We start from the raw sequence: 15807 nt of genomic DNA, 5'->3' as shown, positions 1-15807 counted from the left end.
GCGCGATGAGCGAGGTACGGCGGGACCACGGCGGGCTGGTCGGCGGCGTTGCGTCCGGTGGTGTTGCGTCCGGTGGTGCCGCTTCCGGTGGTGCTGCGTCCGGTGGTGCTGCTTTCGGCGGCGGCGATCCGGCCCGCCGGGCGGTGACGCGGTGACCCCGCGCGGTTGGGCGCTGCTGACCCTGGCCGGGCTGGCCCTCGCACTGGTCGTGCTGGCCGCGCTGCTCATCCCGTGGCACCGCCCGCCGGCACCCCGGGCCGACCAGCTCGCCGCGCTGGGCGACCTGCCGGCCGAGCAGGTGGCCAAGGGGCGGGAGTTCCGGGCCGCGCTGCGTCCCGGTGGCTACACCGCGCTCGCCGTTGGGCTGCTGATCGCCCTCGCGCTCGGGTTGACCCCGCTGGGCAGTCGCCTGGTCGAGCTGGTCGGCCGGCCCTTCGGTGGGCACTGGGCGGCGCAGGCTGTGCTCGGCGGGCTGGCGGTGGTGCTCGTCGCCGACCTGGTGACGCTCCCGTTCGCCGCCTGGCGCCAGAGCGTGCTCACCCGCTACGGGCTGAGCACCAACGGTTGGAGCGGCTGGGCCGTCGACCTGCTCAAGTCGTACGCCGTCAGCGCGGTGATCGGCGCGGTGGCGTTGTTCGGCTTCTACGCGGTCATCCGGCTCGCGCCCCGGTGGTGGTGGGCGTTCGGTGCGGCCGGCGCCGCCGTGCTCGTGGTGCTGCTGTCGTTCGTGCTGCCGGTGCTGGTGGAGCCGGTGTTCAACCGGTTCACCCCGATGGAGCAGGGCCCGTTGCGCACCGAGTTGATGAGCATGGCCGCCCGCGACGGGGTGCCGGTGCGTGACGTGCTGGTCGCCGATGCCTCCCGGCGCACCAGGGCGGTCAACGCGTACGTCTCCGGTCTCGGGCCGACCCGACGGGTGGTCGTCTACGACACGCTGCTGCGCGAGGCGACCCCGGCCGAGGTGACCGCCGTCGTGGCGCACGAGTTGGGGCACGCGAAGGAGTCCGACGTGGCGACCGGCACGCTGACCGGGGCGCTGGGAGCCGCGGCGGCCGTGGTGGCGCTCTACCTGCTCGGCTCGTGGGGGCCGCTGCTGCGGCTGGCCGGTGTCGACTCGGTGGCCCAACCGCGCGCGTTCCCGCTGCTGGTCGCCCTGGTCACGGTGGCCGGGCTGGTTGCCGCGCCGGTGCAGGCGCTGATGTCCCGACGGGTGGAGGCGCGGGCCGACGCGCACGCGCTCGCGCTCACCAACGACCCGGAGTCCTTCGAGTCGATGCAGCGCCGGCTCGGCTCGGTCAACCTCGGCGACCCCGACCCGCCCCGCTGGGAATACCTCTACTCGGCCTCACACCCGTCCACAGTGGAGCGGATGGCCGCCGCCCGCGCGTACGCCCGGGAGGCCGGCCGATGAACCGCACCCTGCTGATCACCAATGACTTTCCGCCCCGCCCGGGTGGGATCCAGTCGTTCGTGCACCACCTCGCGGTCCGTCAACCGGCCGGCTCGGTGGTCGTCTACGCGTCGAACTGGCGCGGGGCGGCGAAGTTCGACGCCGACCAGCCGTACGAGGTGATCCGGGAACGCACCCGGGTGTTGTTGCCCACCCCGTTGATCGCCCGCAGGGCGGCCCGGTTGGCTCGCGCGTACGACTGCGACACGGTGTGGTTCGGCGCGGCGGCCCCGTTGGGTCTGCTCGCGGCCGGGCTGCGGCGGCGGGCCGGCATCCGTCGGGTGGTGGCGCAGACCCATGGCCACGAGGTCGGTTGGGCGGCCGTGCCGGCCGCCCGGCCAGCGCTACGGCGCATCGGTCGGGGTGTGGACGTGACCACCTATCTCGGCGAGTACACCCGCAGCCGGTTGGCCCGGGTGCTGGACGGGGTGACCGAGCTGCGCCGCCTCGCGCCCGGGGTCGACGTGGACACCTACCACCCGAGCGTGGACGGTGAACAGGTCCGGGCCCGGCTCGGCCTGACCGACCGGCCGGTGGTCGTCTGTGTGTCCCGGCTGGTGCCGCGCAAGGGTCAGGACACCCTGATCCGGGCCCTGCCGGAGATCCGCCGCCGGGTGCCCGACGCGGCGCTGCTGATCGTCGGTGGCGGGCCGTACCGGGCGACCCTGGAGAAGCTGGCCCGCCAGAGCGGCGTGGAACGGGACGTGGTGTTCACCGGCACGGTGCCGTCGGTCGAGTTGCCGGCGCACTACGCGGCCGGTGACGTCTACGCGATGCCGTGCCGCACCCGCAACCGTGGCCTCGACGTCGAAGGGCTGGGCATCGTCTACCTGGAGGCATCCGCGACCGGCCTGCCGGTGGTGGCCGGTGACTCCGGGGGAGCGCCGGATGCGGTCCGGGAGGGGGAGACCGGCTACGTCGTGGGCGGTCGGGACATCGCCCAGCTCGCCGATCGGGTCGCCCGGCTGCTCGCCGACCGGGACCTGGCCCGTCAGCTGGGCGCGGCCGGCCGGGCCTGGGTGGAACGGGAGTGGCGCTGGGAGGCGCAGGCGGACCGCATGGCGGCACTGCTCGCCGGCTGATCGCCGGCCGCGTTCAGCTCTCCCGGGCGGGCGCGTAGTGCGGCACGTACTCCTGGCCGGTGAGCTGCTGGATCGCCGCCATCACCTCGTCGGTGACCGTCCGGATGTCCCGCGGCCCGTTGATCCGCTCGGCGACCGGGATCGGCGGGCCGAACCGAAGGGTGATCGGGTGGCGACGGGGTAGCCGCGCGTCGACCGGCAGCACCTCGGCGGTGCCGAGCACGCCGACCGGGATGATCGGCACCCCGGCGTCGCGGGCCAGCCGGGTCATCCCGACCCGGCCCCGGTAGAGCCGCCCGTCCGGGGATCGGGTGCCCTCGGGATAGACGGCGACCAGGCCACCGGAGCGGAGCACCGGGACGGCGGCGTCGAGGGCGCGCAGGGCGGCCCGGCCGTCGGCGCGGTCGACCGGGATGGCGCCCATGCCGGCGACGATCCGCCGGTTGAGCCACCCAGCCGGACCTCGGCCGTTGAAGTATTCGACCTTGGCCCAGAAGGTGACGTGTCGGGGCGTCGAGGTGACGAGGAACAACTCGTCGGCGACGGACAGGTGGTTGCCGGCGAGGATCGCGCCGCCGTGTCGGGGCAGGTGCTCCAGCCCTTCCACCCGGGGCTGCCAGCCGAACCGCAGCGCGGTGCCGACGGTCAGCTTGGTGACGTCGTACAGCAGGGGCACGTGTCCTCCGGGTCGGTTTTTCAGACGGGCGTCGGGCCGAGGTGCGCGTCCAACGCGGCGTGCAGCAGGGCATCGTCGTTGGTGGCGCCGGTGGCCAGCGGCAGGCTGCCCCAGGCCCAGAGTTGGGCGATGCCGTGCAGGTTCGCCCAGAGCGCGCCGGCCAGCACCGCCGCGGGCGCGTCGGTGGCCCGGCGTGCCTGCGCCACCAGGTCGGCCAGCATGGCGAAGAGCGGCAGGCTCGTCTCGCGCAGCCGAAGGCGGCCGCTGTCCAGCAGGTCGTGGCGGAACATCAGCTCGAACATGCCGCGGTGGGCCGCCGCGAAGTCCAGGTACGTCCGGGCCAGCGCGGTCAAGCGGGTACGGGGGTCCGGATCGACGTCGCGTAACGTTCGCTCGACCTGGGCGGTGAGGTCGGCGAAGCCCTCCCGGGCGATGGCGGAGAGCAGGTCGACGTGGGTGGGGAAGTAGCGGCGTGGTGCGCCGTGCGAGACCCCGGCGCGCCGGGCGATCTCCCGCAGCGACACCGCCGACTGGCCCTCGCGCAGCACGAGGTCCACCCCGGCGGCCACCAACCGGGCTCGCAGCCCCGTCTCGTCCGCGTCCATAGACACTGTCTACCAGTCGGCGTAGACGGTGTCTACCGCCGGTGCCCTTCGGGCGACGGCGCAGCACGCCTGCCGTCTGTCCGGGTCCCCAGATCCCGTGTGGTGACGTCGGGGTGTCCTGGTACCGGGGGCGAGGGTCGAGACACTGCCGGCCGCCAAGATCCTGCTCGAACCAGGATGTAGTGGCCTCATCGACGTACCGACACCACTACAACCAGGAAATTGCGCGATCTTGCCGGCCGGGACGCTCCGCACAGCCGCACGATGCGCGCAACCTGCGCATGGGGGTGATGACCTGTCGTGGAGTGCGTGACCTGCGCGTGGGCGGGCGTGGTGCGCGCCTGGCGATGTTGGGCATGGGTGGCGCGTGGGCGCTTGGCGCATCGGCGGGTGCAGAGCAAAGGGCGGTCCTGGCGCGGCACACCCCCAGCCGCACGGCCCCGGTGGTCGGCGGGGGTGGGGCTCGCCGGGGACGTTCAGCGGATGCGGGCCAGGATGCGATCGGCGGGGGCCGGACGGCCGAAGTGCCAGCCCTGGGCGGCGTCGCAGCCGATCGCGCGCAGCCGCTCGGCCTGCCCGGCGGTCTCCACCCCCTCGGCGGTGACGGTCAGATCCAGCGCGTGCGCCAGCGAGACGAGGCTGGCGAGGATCCGCTCGTCGGTGCGGCCGACGGAGGGCGACCGCAGGCCGGCCACGAACTCCCCGGCCACCTTCAGCTCGGTCACCGGCAGGTCCCGCAGGTAGGCCAGGTTGCTGTAGCCGGTGCCGAAGTCGTCGATGGCGATGCGGACCCCGAGGTCGGCGAGGACCCGCAGGGCGCGGACCGGTTCCTCGGCGGTGCTCATCATCGTGCTCTCGGTGATCTCCAGTTGGAGCCGCTCCGGCGGCAGGCCGGTCTGCCGCAGCAGCGCCCGGACCTCCTGCACCAACCCGGGTCGGTGCACCTGCCGTACCGCCAGGTTGACGCTGACGAAGGGCGCGGCGGCACCCCCGGCCGACCACGCCTCGGCCTCGCGGCACGCCTCGGCCAACACCCAACCGCCCAGCTGGACGATCAGCCCGGTCTCCTCGGCCAACCCGATGAAGCTGTCCGGGCGCAGCACCCCCAACTCGGGGTGCCGCCAGCGGACCAGCGCCTCCACGCCGACCAGGCTGCCGTCGCGCAGTGAGGTCAGCGGCTGGTAGTCGAGGTAGAACTCGCCCCGCTCCAACGCCGCCGGGATGGCCGCGGAGAGCGCGTAGCGGGCCAGTTCACGTTGGTTGCGCTCGGCGTCGTAGAGCGCCCAGCGTGCCCCACCGGCGGACTTCGCCCAGTGCAGGGTGCTGCCGGCGGCCCGCATCAGGTCCGTGGGGTTGGCCCCGGCGACCTGGCGCTCGACGATGCCGATGCTCGCGGAGATCTGCAACTCGTGCCCGTCGACCAGGGCCGGTGTGCTTACCGCGGCGAGCGCGGTCTCGGCCACCGCCACCATGTCGTCGGTGCCGGCGGTGCGTTCCACCAGGATGACGAACTCGTCGCCGCCGAGCCGGGCCACCAGGTGCTCACCCATGGCCTTGCGCAGCCGCTCGGCCACCGTGGCCAGCAACAGGTCACCGATCTGGTGCCCCAGCGTGTCGTTGACCACCTTGAAGCGGTCCAGATCCAGGAAGCACACCCCGACCCGCTGCGCGCCCCGGCCCGGTTCGTTGAGCGCGGCGGCGAGCCGTTCGGTGAACAACGTCCGGTTGGGCAGGCCGGTCAGCGGGTCATGGGTGGCCTGATGCCGGAAACGGGCCTCGCTGGCCCGCAGCGCCCGCTCGGCCTGGGTGCGAGCCCGCATGGCGGCGCGGCGGATCGACTCCTGCTCGTCGAGCGTCCGGTCGCGCAGCGCACGGGCGTAGCCGGTTGCCACGGCCGCCAGCAGCCGGGCCATCCGGTCCTCGACGTCCTCGGCCACCAGGCCCAGGTCGCGGACCAGGCGGAGCTGGATGACCTCGACGGTACGACCCAGTCCCTCGGCGGAAGCGATGTGCGCGGCGACCAACTCGGCGCCGACCCGGTGCCCGGCCCGCAGGTCGAACGGCTCGGTGAGCAACGCCCCGGCCAGTTCCCCGGTGAGCCGGTCCAGCAGGGACTCCAACTGGGCCTGGGTCATCGGTAGGTAGCTGGTGCCGGAAACCGCCTTCGCCCAGGCCCGGGCGAACGTCCCCGGGTAGGGGGCCGCCCCGGGCGACTCAGTCACCGAGGCGCCCGACGCCGCCCATGAAGACCGCGCGCTCGGCGTCCTCCGCGCTCTCCGGGGTGTCCGGTCGCCACTCGGGCACCCAGACCACGCCGGGGTCGAGCAACTCGAAGCCGTCGAAGAGCGCGGTCAGCTCGGCGCGGCTGCGCACCGACAGCGGGTTGTCGGTGCGCCGGTAGACCCGCTCCGCCTCGGCGCGCTCGTCCTCGCTGCGCCCGTCGTCGCTGGCCTGCGACAGCACCAGGTAGCTGCCGGGCGCCAACGCCTCGCGCAGCGTCCGCAGCAGCTCCGCCGGCCGGTCGTCGTCGGGGACGAAGTGCAGGACAGCCACGATCATCACGGCCACCGGTTGGCTCAGGTCGAGCAGCTTGTGGACATCCGGATGGGCCAGGATCGCCTCCGGGTTGCGCAGGTCCTCCTGCACGACCGCGGCCTGCTCGTTGCCGGCGAGGATCTCGCGGCTGTGCGCCACCGCCACCGGGTCGACGTCCACATAGACCACTCGCGACCGCGGGTCGAGCTGCTGGGCGATCTCGTGCACGTTGCCGACCGTCGGAATGCCCGAACCGATGTCCAGGAACTGCCGGATCCCGGCGTCGGCGAGGTGGTGCACGGCGCGACGCAGGAACGCCCGGTTGGCCTGGGCCATCAACGGTGCCTCGGGCACCGCGGCGACCATCGCCTGCGCCGCGGCCCGGTCGGCGGCGAAGTTGTGCGAGCCGCCGAGGTAGTAGTCGTACATCCGCGCGACGCTCGGGCGCTCGATGTCGATGGTGTCGGGTGCCCAGTCCGGCCGCTGCATGCGTTTCACCCCTCGAATCCGCGACGCGAGCTTCATCGCCCGCGCGGGTATTGTGCACCCGCCACGCACGCCAGACCATAGCGTGCCGGAGGTTACCCGCCGACGTCGGTCGATGCGCGACGGTCCGCGCCGGCAGAAGCTGGCGCGGACCGTCGGTCGCGTCGTCCCGCTCGACGAGCGGGAGGCAGGTCAGAACTTGGGCGCGTCCGGTGCCTCGAGCAGGCCCAGCCGCAGCGCGGTCATCAGGGCCTGAGCCCGGTTGGCCGCGCCGAGCTTCTCGTAGAGCTTCGAGATGTGCGTCTTCGCCGTGGACTCGCTGACGAACAGCTGCTTGGCGATGCCCGCCACGCTCATGCCGTCCGCCAGCAGCCGCAGCACCTGCCCCTCCCGGGGAGACAACTGCGGGCCGGACGGGGCGAGCCGGCGCTTCATCGCCTCGGCCAGGTCGGCAGCGGTGAACGCGCTGGGGGAGGAGGCGGCGTGCCGTGCGGCGGCCACCACCTCGTCGGCCGGGGCGGTCTTCGGCACGAAGGCGCTCGCGCCGGCCTCCAGGGCGCCGAAGAGCTGGTCATCGCCGGCGTACATGGTCAGCACCACGATGCCCATCGACGCGCTGGACTTACGCAGTGCGCGGGTGGCCTCCAGGCCGCTGCCGTCGGGCAGCCGCAGATCCATGATCACCACGTCCGGCTGCAAGGCGCCGGCCTGGCGTACTCCCTCCGCCGCCGTGGCCGCCTCACCGACGACCTCGAACTGGCGGTCGCGCTCGAAGGCGTGCCGCAAACCCTTGCGAATCAGGTCATGATCGTCGACAAGGAGGACCTTGGTACGGGTGGCCGGTATCGGACTTGTGGTCATCCTCGGGTTACTCCCCTTCTGGTGCTGCGCTGCCGCGCACGTTATCGCGCCGGGCCGAGGTGCCGAGAACCACCGCCACGGTCGTGCCGCTGGGTTGCCGCGGCCTGATCTCCAACCGGCCCCGGATACGTTCCGCCCTCTCGGCCATGATCGCAAGACCGTACCGTCCGTCCGGGCGCTGGTCAGCCATCCCCTGACCGTCATCCGACACTTCTATTTGCGCGTACGGGGGGTCGATCTCGCACGTGACCCACAAATTCGACGCCCCGGCGTGCTTGCGCGCGTTGGTCACCGCCTCCTGCGCGATGCGCAGCAACTCGGCTTCGGTGGCGGCCGGCAGCCGGGCGGTGGACTCGTCCAGCGAGAGGTGCACCCGCAGCCCGCCGGACGCGCCCACGGTGCGCGCGTACTCGGCGATCGCCGCGGCCAACCCACCCTGCCGGTCCACCTCGCTGCGCAGCTCGAAGAGGCTCAGCCGCAGCTCCTGGATCACCCGGGTGACCTCGCCGCGCAGCGTACGCAGGGCCTCGGCGGTCTCGTCGGCGTCGTCGAAGACGGTGGCCAGGGCGTTGTCGATGCCGTAGCCGACCATCACCAGTTCCTGGGCCACCCCGTCGTGGATCTCCCGGGCCAGCCGCTGCCGCTCCTCGTTGGTGGCCAGCGAGCGCACCTCGTCGAAGAGCAGCGCCGCCTCCAGCCGCAGCGCGGCCGGGCGGGTCAGCGCGGTCACCCGGGACACCACCGGCGGTGGGTACGCCTGCGTGGCGTCGGCCTCCAGCACCACGAGCCCCACCGTGCGTACGCCGGCGACCAGCGGAATGATCAGCGCGGACACGTCGCCGCCGCGGTGCGAGCGGGACTGCGACCGGGCGGCCGTGGTGGCCTGCTGGGTGGCCCAGGCGTCGGCGATGGCCGAGTCCGCGTCCAGCGTCGTCTCCCAGTCCACCCGGTCGACGCCGGCCTGGGCGAGCACCACGAGGCGACCGCCGCCGCTGGCCGACAACACCGCGCCGCGGTCCGCGCGGGCCACCGTCCGCAGCTCCTCCAGCAGGTGCTCGGAGATGCCGCCGGGGTCCAGGGTCGCTCCGGGCAGTTGCCGGGCCACCGTCCGCAGTTGGGTCAGCAGTCGGGTCGCCTCGGCGTACGGCTGGGGTTTGCCCTCACCGCGGACCGCCATCACCCGGTGCAGCGTGCCGGCGGCGTAGAGCCCCAACGCCGCCAGGATCAGCCATTGCGCGCAGACCGCGAGGTAACCCGGCTGGCCGAGCTGAAGACCACCGTCGACCCGGGTCAGCGCGCCGCTGAGCAGCAGGGTGGCGGCGGTGACCACGAGCAGCGCGGCGCCCTCCGGGAAGCGGCGGCGCAGCGCGGTGACGGTCACCGGGACCGCCAGGTAGGGCAGCACCGCCGAGGCGCCCAGGCCGTCGACGGTGCCACCGATGGACGCCACCGCGGCGACGTGGCTCGCGGCCAGCCCCAGCACCACCACCTCGGCCACCCGGCTCAGCGGGCCGACCAGCCGGTGCTGCGGTGCCAGCAGCGACGGCAGCCCGGCCACCGCCAGCAGCGCGATCCACCACAGCTGGGTGACGTCGCGGGTGGCGAACAGGGTCAGGATGGCGACCAGCGCCAGCATCACCACGCGGGCGGCCGCGGCGAGGGGATGCGGGTGCGGGGCGGTGGCTGTGGATGCGGGCACGTGACGGATGGTAGTCAGCCTCGGTAGATATCGGCGATCTCCGCCGCGTACGTCTTGTGGACAACCTGGCGCTTGACCTTGAGCGACGGGGTCAGCTCGCCGGTCGCCTCGGTGAAGTCGTGCGGCAGGACCCGGAACACCTTGATCGCCTCGGCCTTCGACACGGCCTGGTTCGCGGTGTCGACCGCGGCCTGGATCTCCTTGCGGAGGCCCTCGTGCTCGCGCAGTTGCTCGACGGTGGTGTCGAGGGGCAACCCGGCGTTCTCCAGCCAGGTCGGCAGCGCCTCCTCGTCGACGGTGACCAGCGCCGCGATGAACGGCTTGGCGTCACCGACCACGACACACTGGCTGATCAACGGGTGTGCCCGGACCAGGTCCTCGAGCACCGCCGGGGCGACGTTCTTGCCGCCGGCGGTGACGATCAGCTCCTTCTTGCGACCGGTGATGCTCAGGTAGCCGTCGGAGTCGAGCTGGCCCAGGTCGCCGGTGCGGAACCAGCCGTCGGCGCTGATCGTCTCGCTCGTCGCGGTCTCGTTGCGCCAGTAACCCTGGAAGACCAGGTCGCCGGAGATCAGGATCTCGCCGTCGTCCTCGATGCGCACTGTCACGCCGGGCAGCGGACGGCCGACGCTGCCCATCCGGGTGCCGCTGGGCAGGTTCGCGGCGGCGGCGGGCGAGGTCTCGGTGAGGCCGTAGCCCTCCAGGACCGTCACGCCGATGCCCCGGAAGAAGTGGCCGAGCCGGGCGCCGAGTGGCGCCCCGCCGGAGATCGCGTCGCGGCACCGTCCGCCGAGCGCGGCGCGCAGCTTGCGGTAGACCAGCCGATCGAAGACCACGTGCTGGGCGCGCAGCGCGAGGCCGGGGCCGCCCGGGGTCTCCAGCGCCTCGCTGTAGGCGATGGCGACCTGCTCGGCGCGGGCGAAGATGCCGCCCTTGCCGTCCGCCTCGGCCTTCTGCTTGGCGGCGTTGTAGACCTTCTCGAAGACCCGGGGTACGGAGAGCACGAAGGTCGGCCGGAACGCCTGTAGCTCGGCGACCAGGTTCTTGGTGTCGGCACAGTGCGCCATGGTGGCTCGCGCCTGCACGACGCCGATCTGGATGAGTCGGGCGAAGGCGTGCGCCAGCGGGAGGAAGAGCAGGGTGCTCGCGCCGGCGTTGAAGAGGTTCGGCAGCACCGGCACGGCGTTGGCGATGTCGGCGTACATGTTGCGGTGGGTGAGCACGCAGCCCTTCGGCCGGCCGGTGGTGCCGCTGGTGTAGATGATCGTGGCGAGGTCGCCGGCACGGACGGCCTTGCGCCGCCGCTCGACCTCGGCCAGCTCGACGGTGGCACCGCTGGTGACCAGCTCGTCGACCCCGCCGCTGTCGATCTGCCAGAGCTGGCCCAGCTCGGGCAACCGGTGCCGGACACCGGCGATCAGGGCGGCGTGCGCCTCGCTCTCCACCACGACGGCCACCGCGTTGGAGTCTTCGAGGATCCACGCGGCCTGCTCGGCGCTGGACGTCTCGTAGATCGGCACCGTCACCGCGCCGACGGCCCAGATGGCGTAGTCCAGCAGCGTCCACTCGTAGCGGGTGCGACTCATCAGCCCGACCCGGGCACCGGGCTCGATGCCGGCGGCGATCAGCCCGCGGGCCACGGCGGCCACCTCGTCGCGGAACTCAAGGCAGGTCACCTCGGTCCATTCGGTGACGGTGCCGTCGGCGCGCGGAGTGGGGCGGGCGAACTGGACGGTGTCGGGCGCGACTTCGGCGTTGTCCCAGACCGGATCGGTGAGGTTGGCCGCGTCGCCAACGGTGACGATCGGCGGGACGGAGAACTCGCGCACCTGCACTCCTTCGTGCTCGCACTGGTTGGGCCGGCCGCCGCCGTGGCGTCGGCATGTGTCGAAACCTACCCGGCGGGCGGTCGGGGTGAGACACCCAGGAGGCGGGTAGCCTCCCCCCATGGCGGACTCCTCCACCCAGTCGATCATCATCGGCGCCGCACCGGATCGGGTGACGGCGGTCATCTGCGACTTCGCGCGCTACCCGGAGTGGACCGACGCGGTGCGTCGCGCCGAGGTCGTCGAGGAGTACGAGGACGGCTACGCCAGTCAGGTGCGGTTCACCATCGACGCCGGGGTGATGGCCGACGAGTACGTGCTCGCCTACGAGTACGCGGAGGACCTGTCCCGGATCGAGTGGCACCTGGTCGCGCCCTCGAAGATGCAGAAGGCCCAGCGTGGTTCGTACGACCTGGTGGGTAACGCGGACGGCGGCACGACGGTGACCTACACGCTGGAGGTCGACCTGTCGGTCGGCATGCTCGGGATGTTTCGGCGCAAAGCCGAGAAGATGATCATGGACACCGCGTTGAAGCAGCTCAAGCGCCGGGTAGAAGCAACCGGTGCGGCGCAGTGACGTGTCCGGTGGCACGGTAGAGGAGCCGACGGTGGGCGGAACGGATCCGGGTTCGGCCCGGGAAGAGGCGGAGCGGCTGGTCGCCACCCTGCTGGCAGGGGCGCGACTGGCCTCCGCCGGCTCGGCGGGCGGCGCGTTCGGCTCGTTGGGCGGGATGCTGTCCGGTGTCCTCGGTCACAGCACGGGTCCGGACGCCCGCCCCGGGACGGGTGGTGCTTTCGCCACCGGTTCGGCCGAATGCTGCGTCTGCCCGGTCTGTCGGGGCATCGCCGCGTTGCGCGACCCGAGTCCCGAATTCGCCGAACGGCTCGCCACCGGCGCCGGTGACCTCGCCGCGGGTGTCGCCAGCCTGCTCCGTGCGTTCTCCCCGGCGGAACCGTCCGCGCCGGGGACCGCCGAGCCGGTTACCCAGCCGAGCACCCCGTCCTCGCCGGCACCCGCCGCGAGCACCGACGACGTGCTCCCCGAGCCACCCCTGAGCGCCCCGCCCACCGCGACCGTCGACGAGCACGTGTGGCGCGATGCCACCCGTACCGGGCATGATTCTCAGCCGGCGCCGGAGCGGGATGTCTGGTCGGTCGCCACCCGGACGGCGGACCCACTCGCCCCGGCCGCCGTACCACCCGTCGACGAGGCCGGGACGGCGACCGTACCGGCGCCGACCACCCGTCCCGTGGTGCCCGCCTCGCGGGTGCCCGACGACGCCGACGCGGAAGCATCGGGCGACGGCGCCTGAGCGCGGGACCTTTCCGACCCGGGCCGGCACTGGGCCGGGACCGGGCCGGACAGCACAGCAGAGGGGGGCGGTAGCGGTGACGCTGACCATCGGAGTCGACGTCGGTGGCACGAAGGTGGCCGGCGGTGTCGTGGACGACACCGGCACGGTCCTCGTGCAGACCCGACGGGACACTCCCGCCGATGACGTGGCCAAGACCCGCGACGTCATCATCGAGTTGGTCGGTGAACTGGCTGCCGGGCGGACCATCGAGGCCGTCGGCATCGGCGCGGCCGGGTGGATCGACGCCAGCCGGTCGACGGTGCTCTTCGCGCCCAACCTGGCCTGGCGTGACGAACCGCTGCGCGAGTACGTCAGCGAGGCCATCGGGCTGCCCGTGATCGTGGAGAACGACGGGAACGTCGCCGCGTGGGCCGAGTTCCGCTACGGCGCGGCCCGCGACGCCGACGACTCGATGATCATGTTCACCATCGGCACCGGTGTGGGCGGCGGCATCGTCCTCGGTGGTGACCTGATGCGCGGCGCGCACGGCATCGCCGCGGAACTGGGCCACATGCTGGCCGTGCCGGACGGGCACCAGTGTGGCTGCGGCCGGCTGGGCTGCATCGAGCAGTACGCCAGCGGCAGCGCCCTGGTCCGCTTCGCCCGGGCCGGCGCCCGGCAGGAGCCCAACCGGGCCACCGCACTGCTGAAGCTGGCCGGCGGTGAGGCCGAGGCGATCACCGGCCCGATGGTGACCGCCGCGGCGCAGGGCGGCGACCCGGTCTCCGCCGAGGCGTTCGCCCAGATCGGCCGGTGGCTGGGCACCAGCCTCGCCGACATGGCGCAGATCCTCGACCCGCAGACCCTGGTGGTCGGCGGCGGCGTGATCGACGCCGGTGACCTGCTGCTCGGCCCCACCCGCCGCTCGTACCTCGACGCGCTCGCCCAGCGCGGTCGCCTGCCGGTGGCCGAGGTGCTCCCGGCGGAGCTGGGCAACAGCGCCGGGGTGATCGGCGCCGCCGACCTGGCCCGCCGGATCTGAGGCGGGTCTCCGATGGGCGTGCCGCTGCGCGTGGTGTCGTACAACGTCCACAGCCAGCGCGACGACACCGCCGCGCTGGCGGCTGTGGTCCGGGCCGCGACGCCGGACGTGGTGATCGTGCAGGAGGGGCCGCGCCGGTTCCGGTGGCGGCAGAAGTCCGCCACGTTGGCCGAGTCGTTCGGCCTGGTGGTGGCCGCCGGTGGGTTGCCCGCGCTGGGCAACCTGCTCCTGACCAGCCTGCGGGTCCAGGTGCTGGGCACCCGCTGCCAGCGCTTCCCGCTGACCCCGGGCCGGCACCTGCGCGGCGCCGCGTACGCCGACTGCCGCGTCGGTGACGCCCGGTTCACCCTCGCCGGCTCGCACCTGTCCACCGACCCGGCGGAGCGGCCCTCCCAGGCCGCCGAGTTCAAGCGTGGTCTGGACGCGGCGACCAGCCCGGTGCTGGCCGGAGCCGACCTCAACGAGGGTCCGGACGGGCCGGCCTGGGCCACCGTGTCGCGCGGGTTGACCGACGCGGCGGTGGCGGCCGACCGGGCCGAGCGGCTCACCTACTCCTGCGCCGACCCGCGCCGACGCATCGACGCGCTCTTCGTCGACCCGAGGATCACAGTGGTCGACTACGACGTGGTGGACACCCCGCAGACCCGCCGGGCCAGCGACCACTTCCCGGTCCTGGTCGACCTGCTGCTGCCCGCCGACGGCTGACCCCCGACCCCGGCTCGACCGTCGGCGCCTCCGGCTCAGGACTGGACATCCGGCCCGGTTGTGGAGAGGATTTCGCGGCGACCGGCACGCCTGCCGTACCAAAAGGAGATGTCCCCGGTGTCCACCTCCACCGACCACGGCCGGCCCGACCCGGAGGCGACCTCGCCCACGGCGAACAGCGACGGGCGCCCGGTCTCCGACCGGGGCGACACGGTCTGCGTCATCGGGGCCGGGGCCAGCGGGCTGACCGCCATCAAGAACCTGCGTGAGCACGGGTTCGGCGTGGACTGCTACGAGCGGGAGACGGGCGTCGGCGGCGCCTGGAACTGGCGGCACGACCGCAGCCCCGTGTACGCCAGCACCCACCTGATCTCGTCGAAGCCGTTCACCCAGTTCCCCGACTTCCCGATGCCGGACTCCTGGCCGGACTACCCGCACCACAGTCAGCTGCTGTCCTACTTCGAGCGGTACGCCGACCACTTCGACCTGCGCTCGCACATCTGGTTCGGCACCGAGGTGATCCGGGTCGAGCCCGTCGAGGGGGACCGGTGGGACGTGACCACCCGCTCCACCGGTGGGTACGGCCCCGAGCGCACCGCCCGGTACGCCGCCGTGGTGATCGCCAACGGCCACAACTGGTCGCCGAAGCTGCCCCGCTACGAGGGCCTGGAGGAGTTCCGCGGCGAGATCATGCACGCCTCGTCCTACAAGGACCCGGCGCAGCTGCGCGGTAAGCGGGTGCTGGTGGTCGGGGCCGGCAACACCGGCTGCGACATCGCCGTCGAGGCCGCCCAGCAGGCGTCGCGCTGCTGGCACTCCACCCGCCGGGGCTACTGGTACGCGCCGAAGTACGTCCTCGGCCGCCCCGCCGACCAGGTGAACGACAGCCTGCTGGCGCTGCGGGTGCCGCTGCGGGTGCGGCAGTGGCTCTACCACTGGACGCTGCGGCTGACCGTCGGCGACCTGACCCGCTTCGGCCTGCCCAAGCCCGACCACCGGGTGTACGAGACGCACCCGATCGCGAACAGTCAGCTCGTGTACTACGTGGGCCACGGCGGGATCGGCCCGGTGCCGGACGTCGCCCGGTTCCACCCGTACGCGGTGGAGTTGACCGACGGCCGCGAGATCGACCCCGAGGTGGTCGTCTTCGCCACCGGTTACCTGCCGCGCTTCGAGTTCCTCGACGCGTCGGTGTTCGGTGACAGCGCGGGCGCGGGCCGGCCCACGCTGTGGCTCAACGCGTTCACGCCGGGGCACCCGACCCTGGCCGTCGCCGGTCTGCTGCAACCGGACTCCGGGTTGTTCACCCTGTCGCACTGGCAGACGGTGCTCTTCGCCCGGCTGCTACAGGCCCGCCGGGACCGGCCGGAACGGGCCACGGCGTTCGCGGCCCGGGTGCGGGAGCGGGCGGGGGAGCGGTACTCCGGGCCGGTCAAGGACAGCAGCCGGCACTGGTTCGAGGTCGGGCACGCCGACTACCTGCGCGCCATCCAACGCGCCCTTATCGAGCTGGAGGGCAAGTGAGCGCGAGGAGTGAGCTTGCGA

Annotated in this window: 15 protein-coding genes; 8 read left to right on the top strand and 7 right to left on the bottom strand. The window is 73.0% G+C overall.

Annotation, left to right across the window (positions count from 1 at the left end; all coding sequences use genetic code 11):
- Positions 1-5 precede the first annotated feature (5 nt).
- Genes AB0877_RS13400 through AB0877_RS13390 form a run of 3 tightly spaced genes read left to right on the top strand, consistent with a single transcriptional unit; the run spans position 6 to position 2532 of the window.
- Positions 6-155, top strand: a complete 150-nt coding sequence (locus AB0877_RS13400; RefSeq protein WP_366608827.1) for a hypothetical protein — start codon at positions 6-8, stop codon at positions 153-155.
- The gene (locus tag AB0877_RS13395) at positions 152-1411 is read left to right on the top strand and encodes a M48 family metalloprotease (RefSeq protein ID WP_366608826.1); all 1260 of its coding nucleotides are present in this window, start codon (positions 152-154) and stop codon (positions 1409-1411) included. Before AB0877_RS13400 ends, AB0877_RS13395 begins: the two co-directional genes overlap by 4 nt.
- Positions 1408-2532 carry a glycosyltransferase family 4 protein gene (locus AB0877_RS13390; RefSeq protein WP_366608825.1) on the top strand — a complete coding sequence of 375 codons (1125 nt, stop codon included), beginning with the start codon at positions 1408-1410 and terminating at the stop codon, positions 2530-2532. Before AB0877_RS13395 ends, AB0877_RS13390 begins: the two co-directional genes overlap by 4 nt.
- A gap of 13 nt (positions 2533-2545) precedes the next feature.
- Here the strand turns inward: AB0877_RS13390 and AB0877_RS13385 are convergent, their stop codons facing one another.
- The 7 genes from AB0877_RS13385 to AB0877_RS13355 all read right to left on the bottom strand — a co-directional run bounded on the left by AB0877_RS13385 (position 2546) and on the right by AB0877_RS13355 (position 11223).
- Positions 2546-3208 (bottom strand): lysophospholipid acyltransferase family protein, encoded by a 663-nt coding sequence (locus AB0877_RS13385; RefSeq protein ID WP_366608824.1) that lies wholly within the window; start codon positions 3206-3208, stop codon positions 2546-2548.
- Between the two features lie 20 nt (positions 3209-3228).
- Positions 3229-3813: a TetR/AcrR family transcriptional regulator gene (locus tag AB0877_RS13380; RefSeq protein ID WP_366608823.1), complete on the bottom strand. Its 585-nt coding sequence runs from the start codon at positions 3811-3813 to the stop codon at positions 3229-3231.
- A gap of 476 nt (positions 3814-4289) precedes the next feature.
- Complete coding sequence (locus AB0877_RS13375) at positions 4290-5948, bottom strand: bifunctional diguanylate cyclase/phosphodiesterase (protein WP_366609036.1); 1659 nt, start codon at positions 5946-5948, stop codon at positions 4290-4292.
- Positions 5949-6027: 79 nt separating this feature from the next.
- Positions 6028-6837, bottom strand: a complete 810-nt coding sequence (locus AB0877_RS13370; RefSeq protein WP_366609035.1) for an SAM-dependent methyltransferase — start codon at positions 6835-6837, stop codon at positions 6028-6030.
- Positions 6838-7026: 189 nt separating this feature from the next.
- Positions 7027-7695, bottom strand: a complete 669-nt coding sequence (locus AB0877_RS13365; protein ID WP_030337723.1) for a response regulator transcription factor — start codon at positions 7693-7695, stop codon at positions 7027-7029.
- Between the two features lie 7 nt (positions 7696-7702).
- Positions 7703-9394, bottom strand: a complete 1692-nt coding sequence (locus AB0877_RS13360) for a GAF domain-containing sensor histidine kinase (RefSeq protein ID WP_357229566.1) — start codon at positions 9392-9394, stop codon at positions 7703-7705.
- Between the two features lie 14 nt (positions 9395-9408).
- Positions 9409-11223, bottom strand: a complete 1815-nt coding sequence (locus AB0877_RS13355; RefSeq protein ID WP_366608822.1) for a long-chain fatty acid--CoA ligase — start codon at positions 11221-11223, stop codon at positions 9409-9411.
- Between the two features lie 118 nt (positions 11224-11341).
- Between AB0877_RS13355 and AB0877_RS13350 the strand changes: the two genes are divergently transcribed.
- From AB0877_RS13350 to AB0877_RS13330, 5 genes are all read left to right on the top strand, one after another.
- Positions 11342-11797, top strand: a complete 456-nt coding sequence (locus AB0877_RS13350) for an SRPBCC family protein (RefSeq protein WP_366608821.1) — start codon at positions 11342-11344, stop codon at positions 11795-11797.
- Positions 11798-11828: 31 nt separating this feature from the next.
- Positions 11829-12533, top strand: a complete 705-nt coding sequence (locus tag AB0877_RS13345; RefSeq protein WP_366608820.1) for a hypothetical protein — start codon at positions 11829-11831, stop codon at positions 12531-12533.
- Positions 12534-12609: 76 nt separating this feature from the next.
- Complete coding sequence (locus tag AB0877_RS13340; protein WP_366608819.1) at positions 12610-13557, top strand: ROK family glucokinase; 948 nt, start codon at positions 12610-12612, stop codon at positions 13555-13557.
- 12 nt (positions 13558-13569) lie between these two features.
- On the top strand, positions 13570-14262 hold the full coding sequence (locus AB0877_RS13335) for an endonuclease/exonuclease/phosphatase family protein (RefSeq protein WP_366608818.1): 693 nt from the start codon (positions 13570-13572) through the stop codon (positions 14260-14262).
- A gap of 117 nt (positions 14263-14379) precedes the next feature.
- The gene (locus AB0877_RS13330) at positions 14380-15786 is read left to right on the top strand and encodes an NAD(P)-binding domain-containing protein (protein ID WP_366608817.1); all 1407 of its coding nucleotides are present in this window, start codon (positions 14380-14382) and stop codon (positions 15784-15786) included.
- Positions 15787-15807 lie beyond the last annotated feature (21 nt).

This window comes from Micromonospora sp. NPDC047644 (genome assembly GCF_040704315.1).
Classification (GTDB): Bacteria; Actinomycetota; Actinomycetes; order Mycobacteriales; family Micromonosporaceae; genus Micromonospora.
This window is presented reverse-complemented; position numbering and strand designations above follow the sequence as displayed.

Excerpts from the sequence above, each read along its gene's own strand:
- AB0877_RS13400 (WP_366608827.1), top strand. The coding sequence starts at position 6 with ATGAGCGAGGTACGGCGGGACCACGGCGGGCTGGTCGGCGGCGTTGCG.
- AB0877_RS13390 (WP_366608825.1), top strand. The coding sequence starts at position 1,408 with ATGAACCGCACCCTGCTGATCACCAATGACTTTCCGCCCCGCCCGGGT.
- AB0877_RS13380 (WP_366608823.1), bottom strand. The coding sequence starts at position 3,813 with ATGGACGCGGACGAGACGGGGCTGCGAGCCCGGTTGGTGGCCGCCGGG.
- AB0877_RS13375 (WP_366609036.1), bottom strand. The coding sequence starts at position 5,948 with ATGACCCAGGCCCAGTTGGAGTCCCTGCTGGACCGGCTCACCGGGGAA.
- AB0877_RS13370 (WP_366609035.1), bottom strand. The coding sequence starts at position 6,837 with ATGCAGCGGCCGGACTGGGCACCCGACACCATCGACATCGAGCGCCCG.
- AB0877_RS13365 (WP_030337723.1), bottom strand. The coding sequence starts at position 7,695 with ATGACCACAAGTCCGATACCGGCCACCCGTACCAAGGTCCTCCTTGTC.
- AB0877_RS13350 (WP_366608821.1), top strand. The coding sequence starts at position 11,342 with ATGGCGGACTCCTCCACCCAGTCGATCATCATCGGCGCCGCACCGGAT.
- AB0877_RS13335 (WP_366608818.1), top strand. The coding sequence starts at position 13,570 with ATGGGCGTGCCGCTGCGCGTGGTGTCGTACAACGTCCACAGCCAGCGC.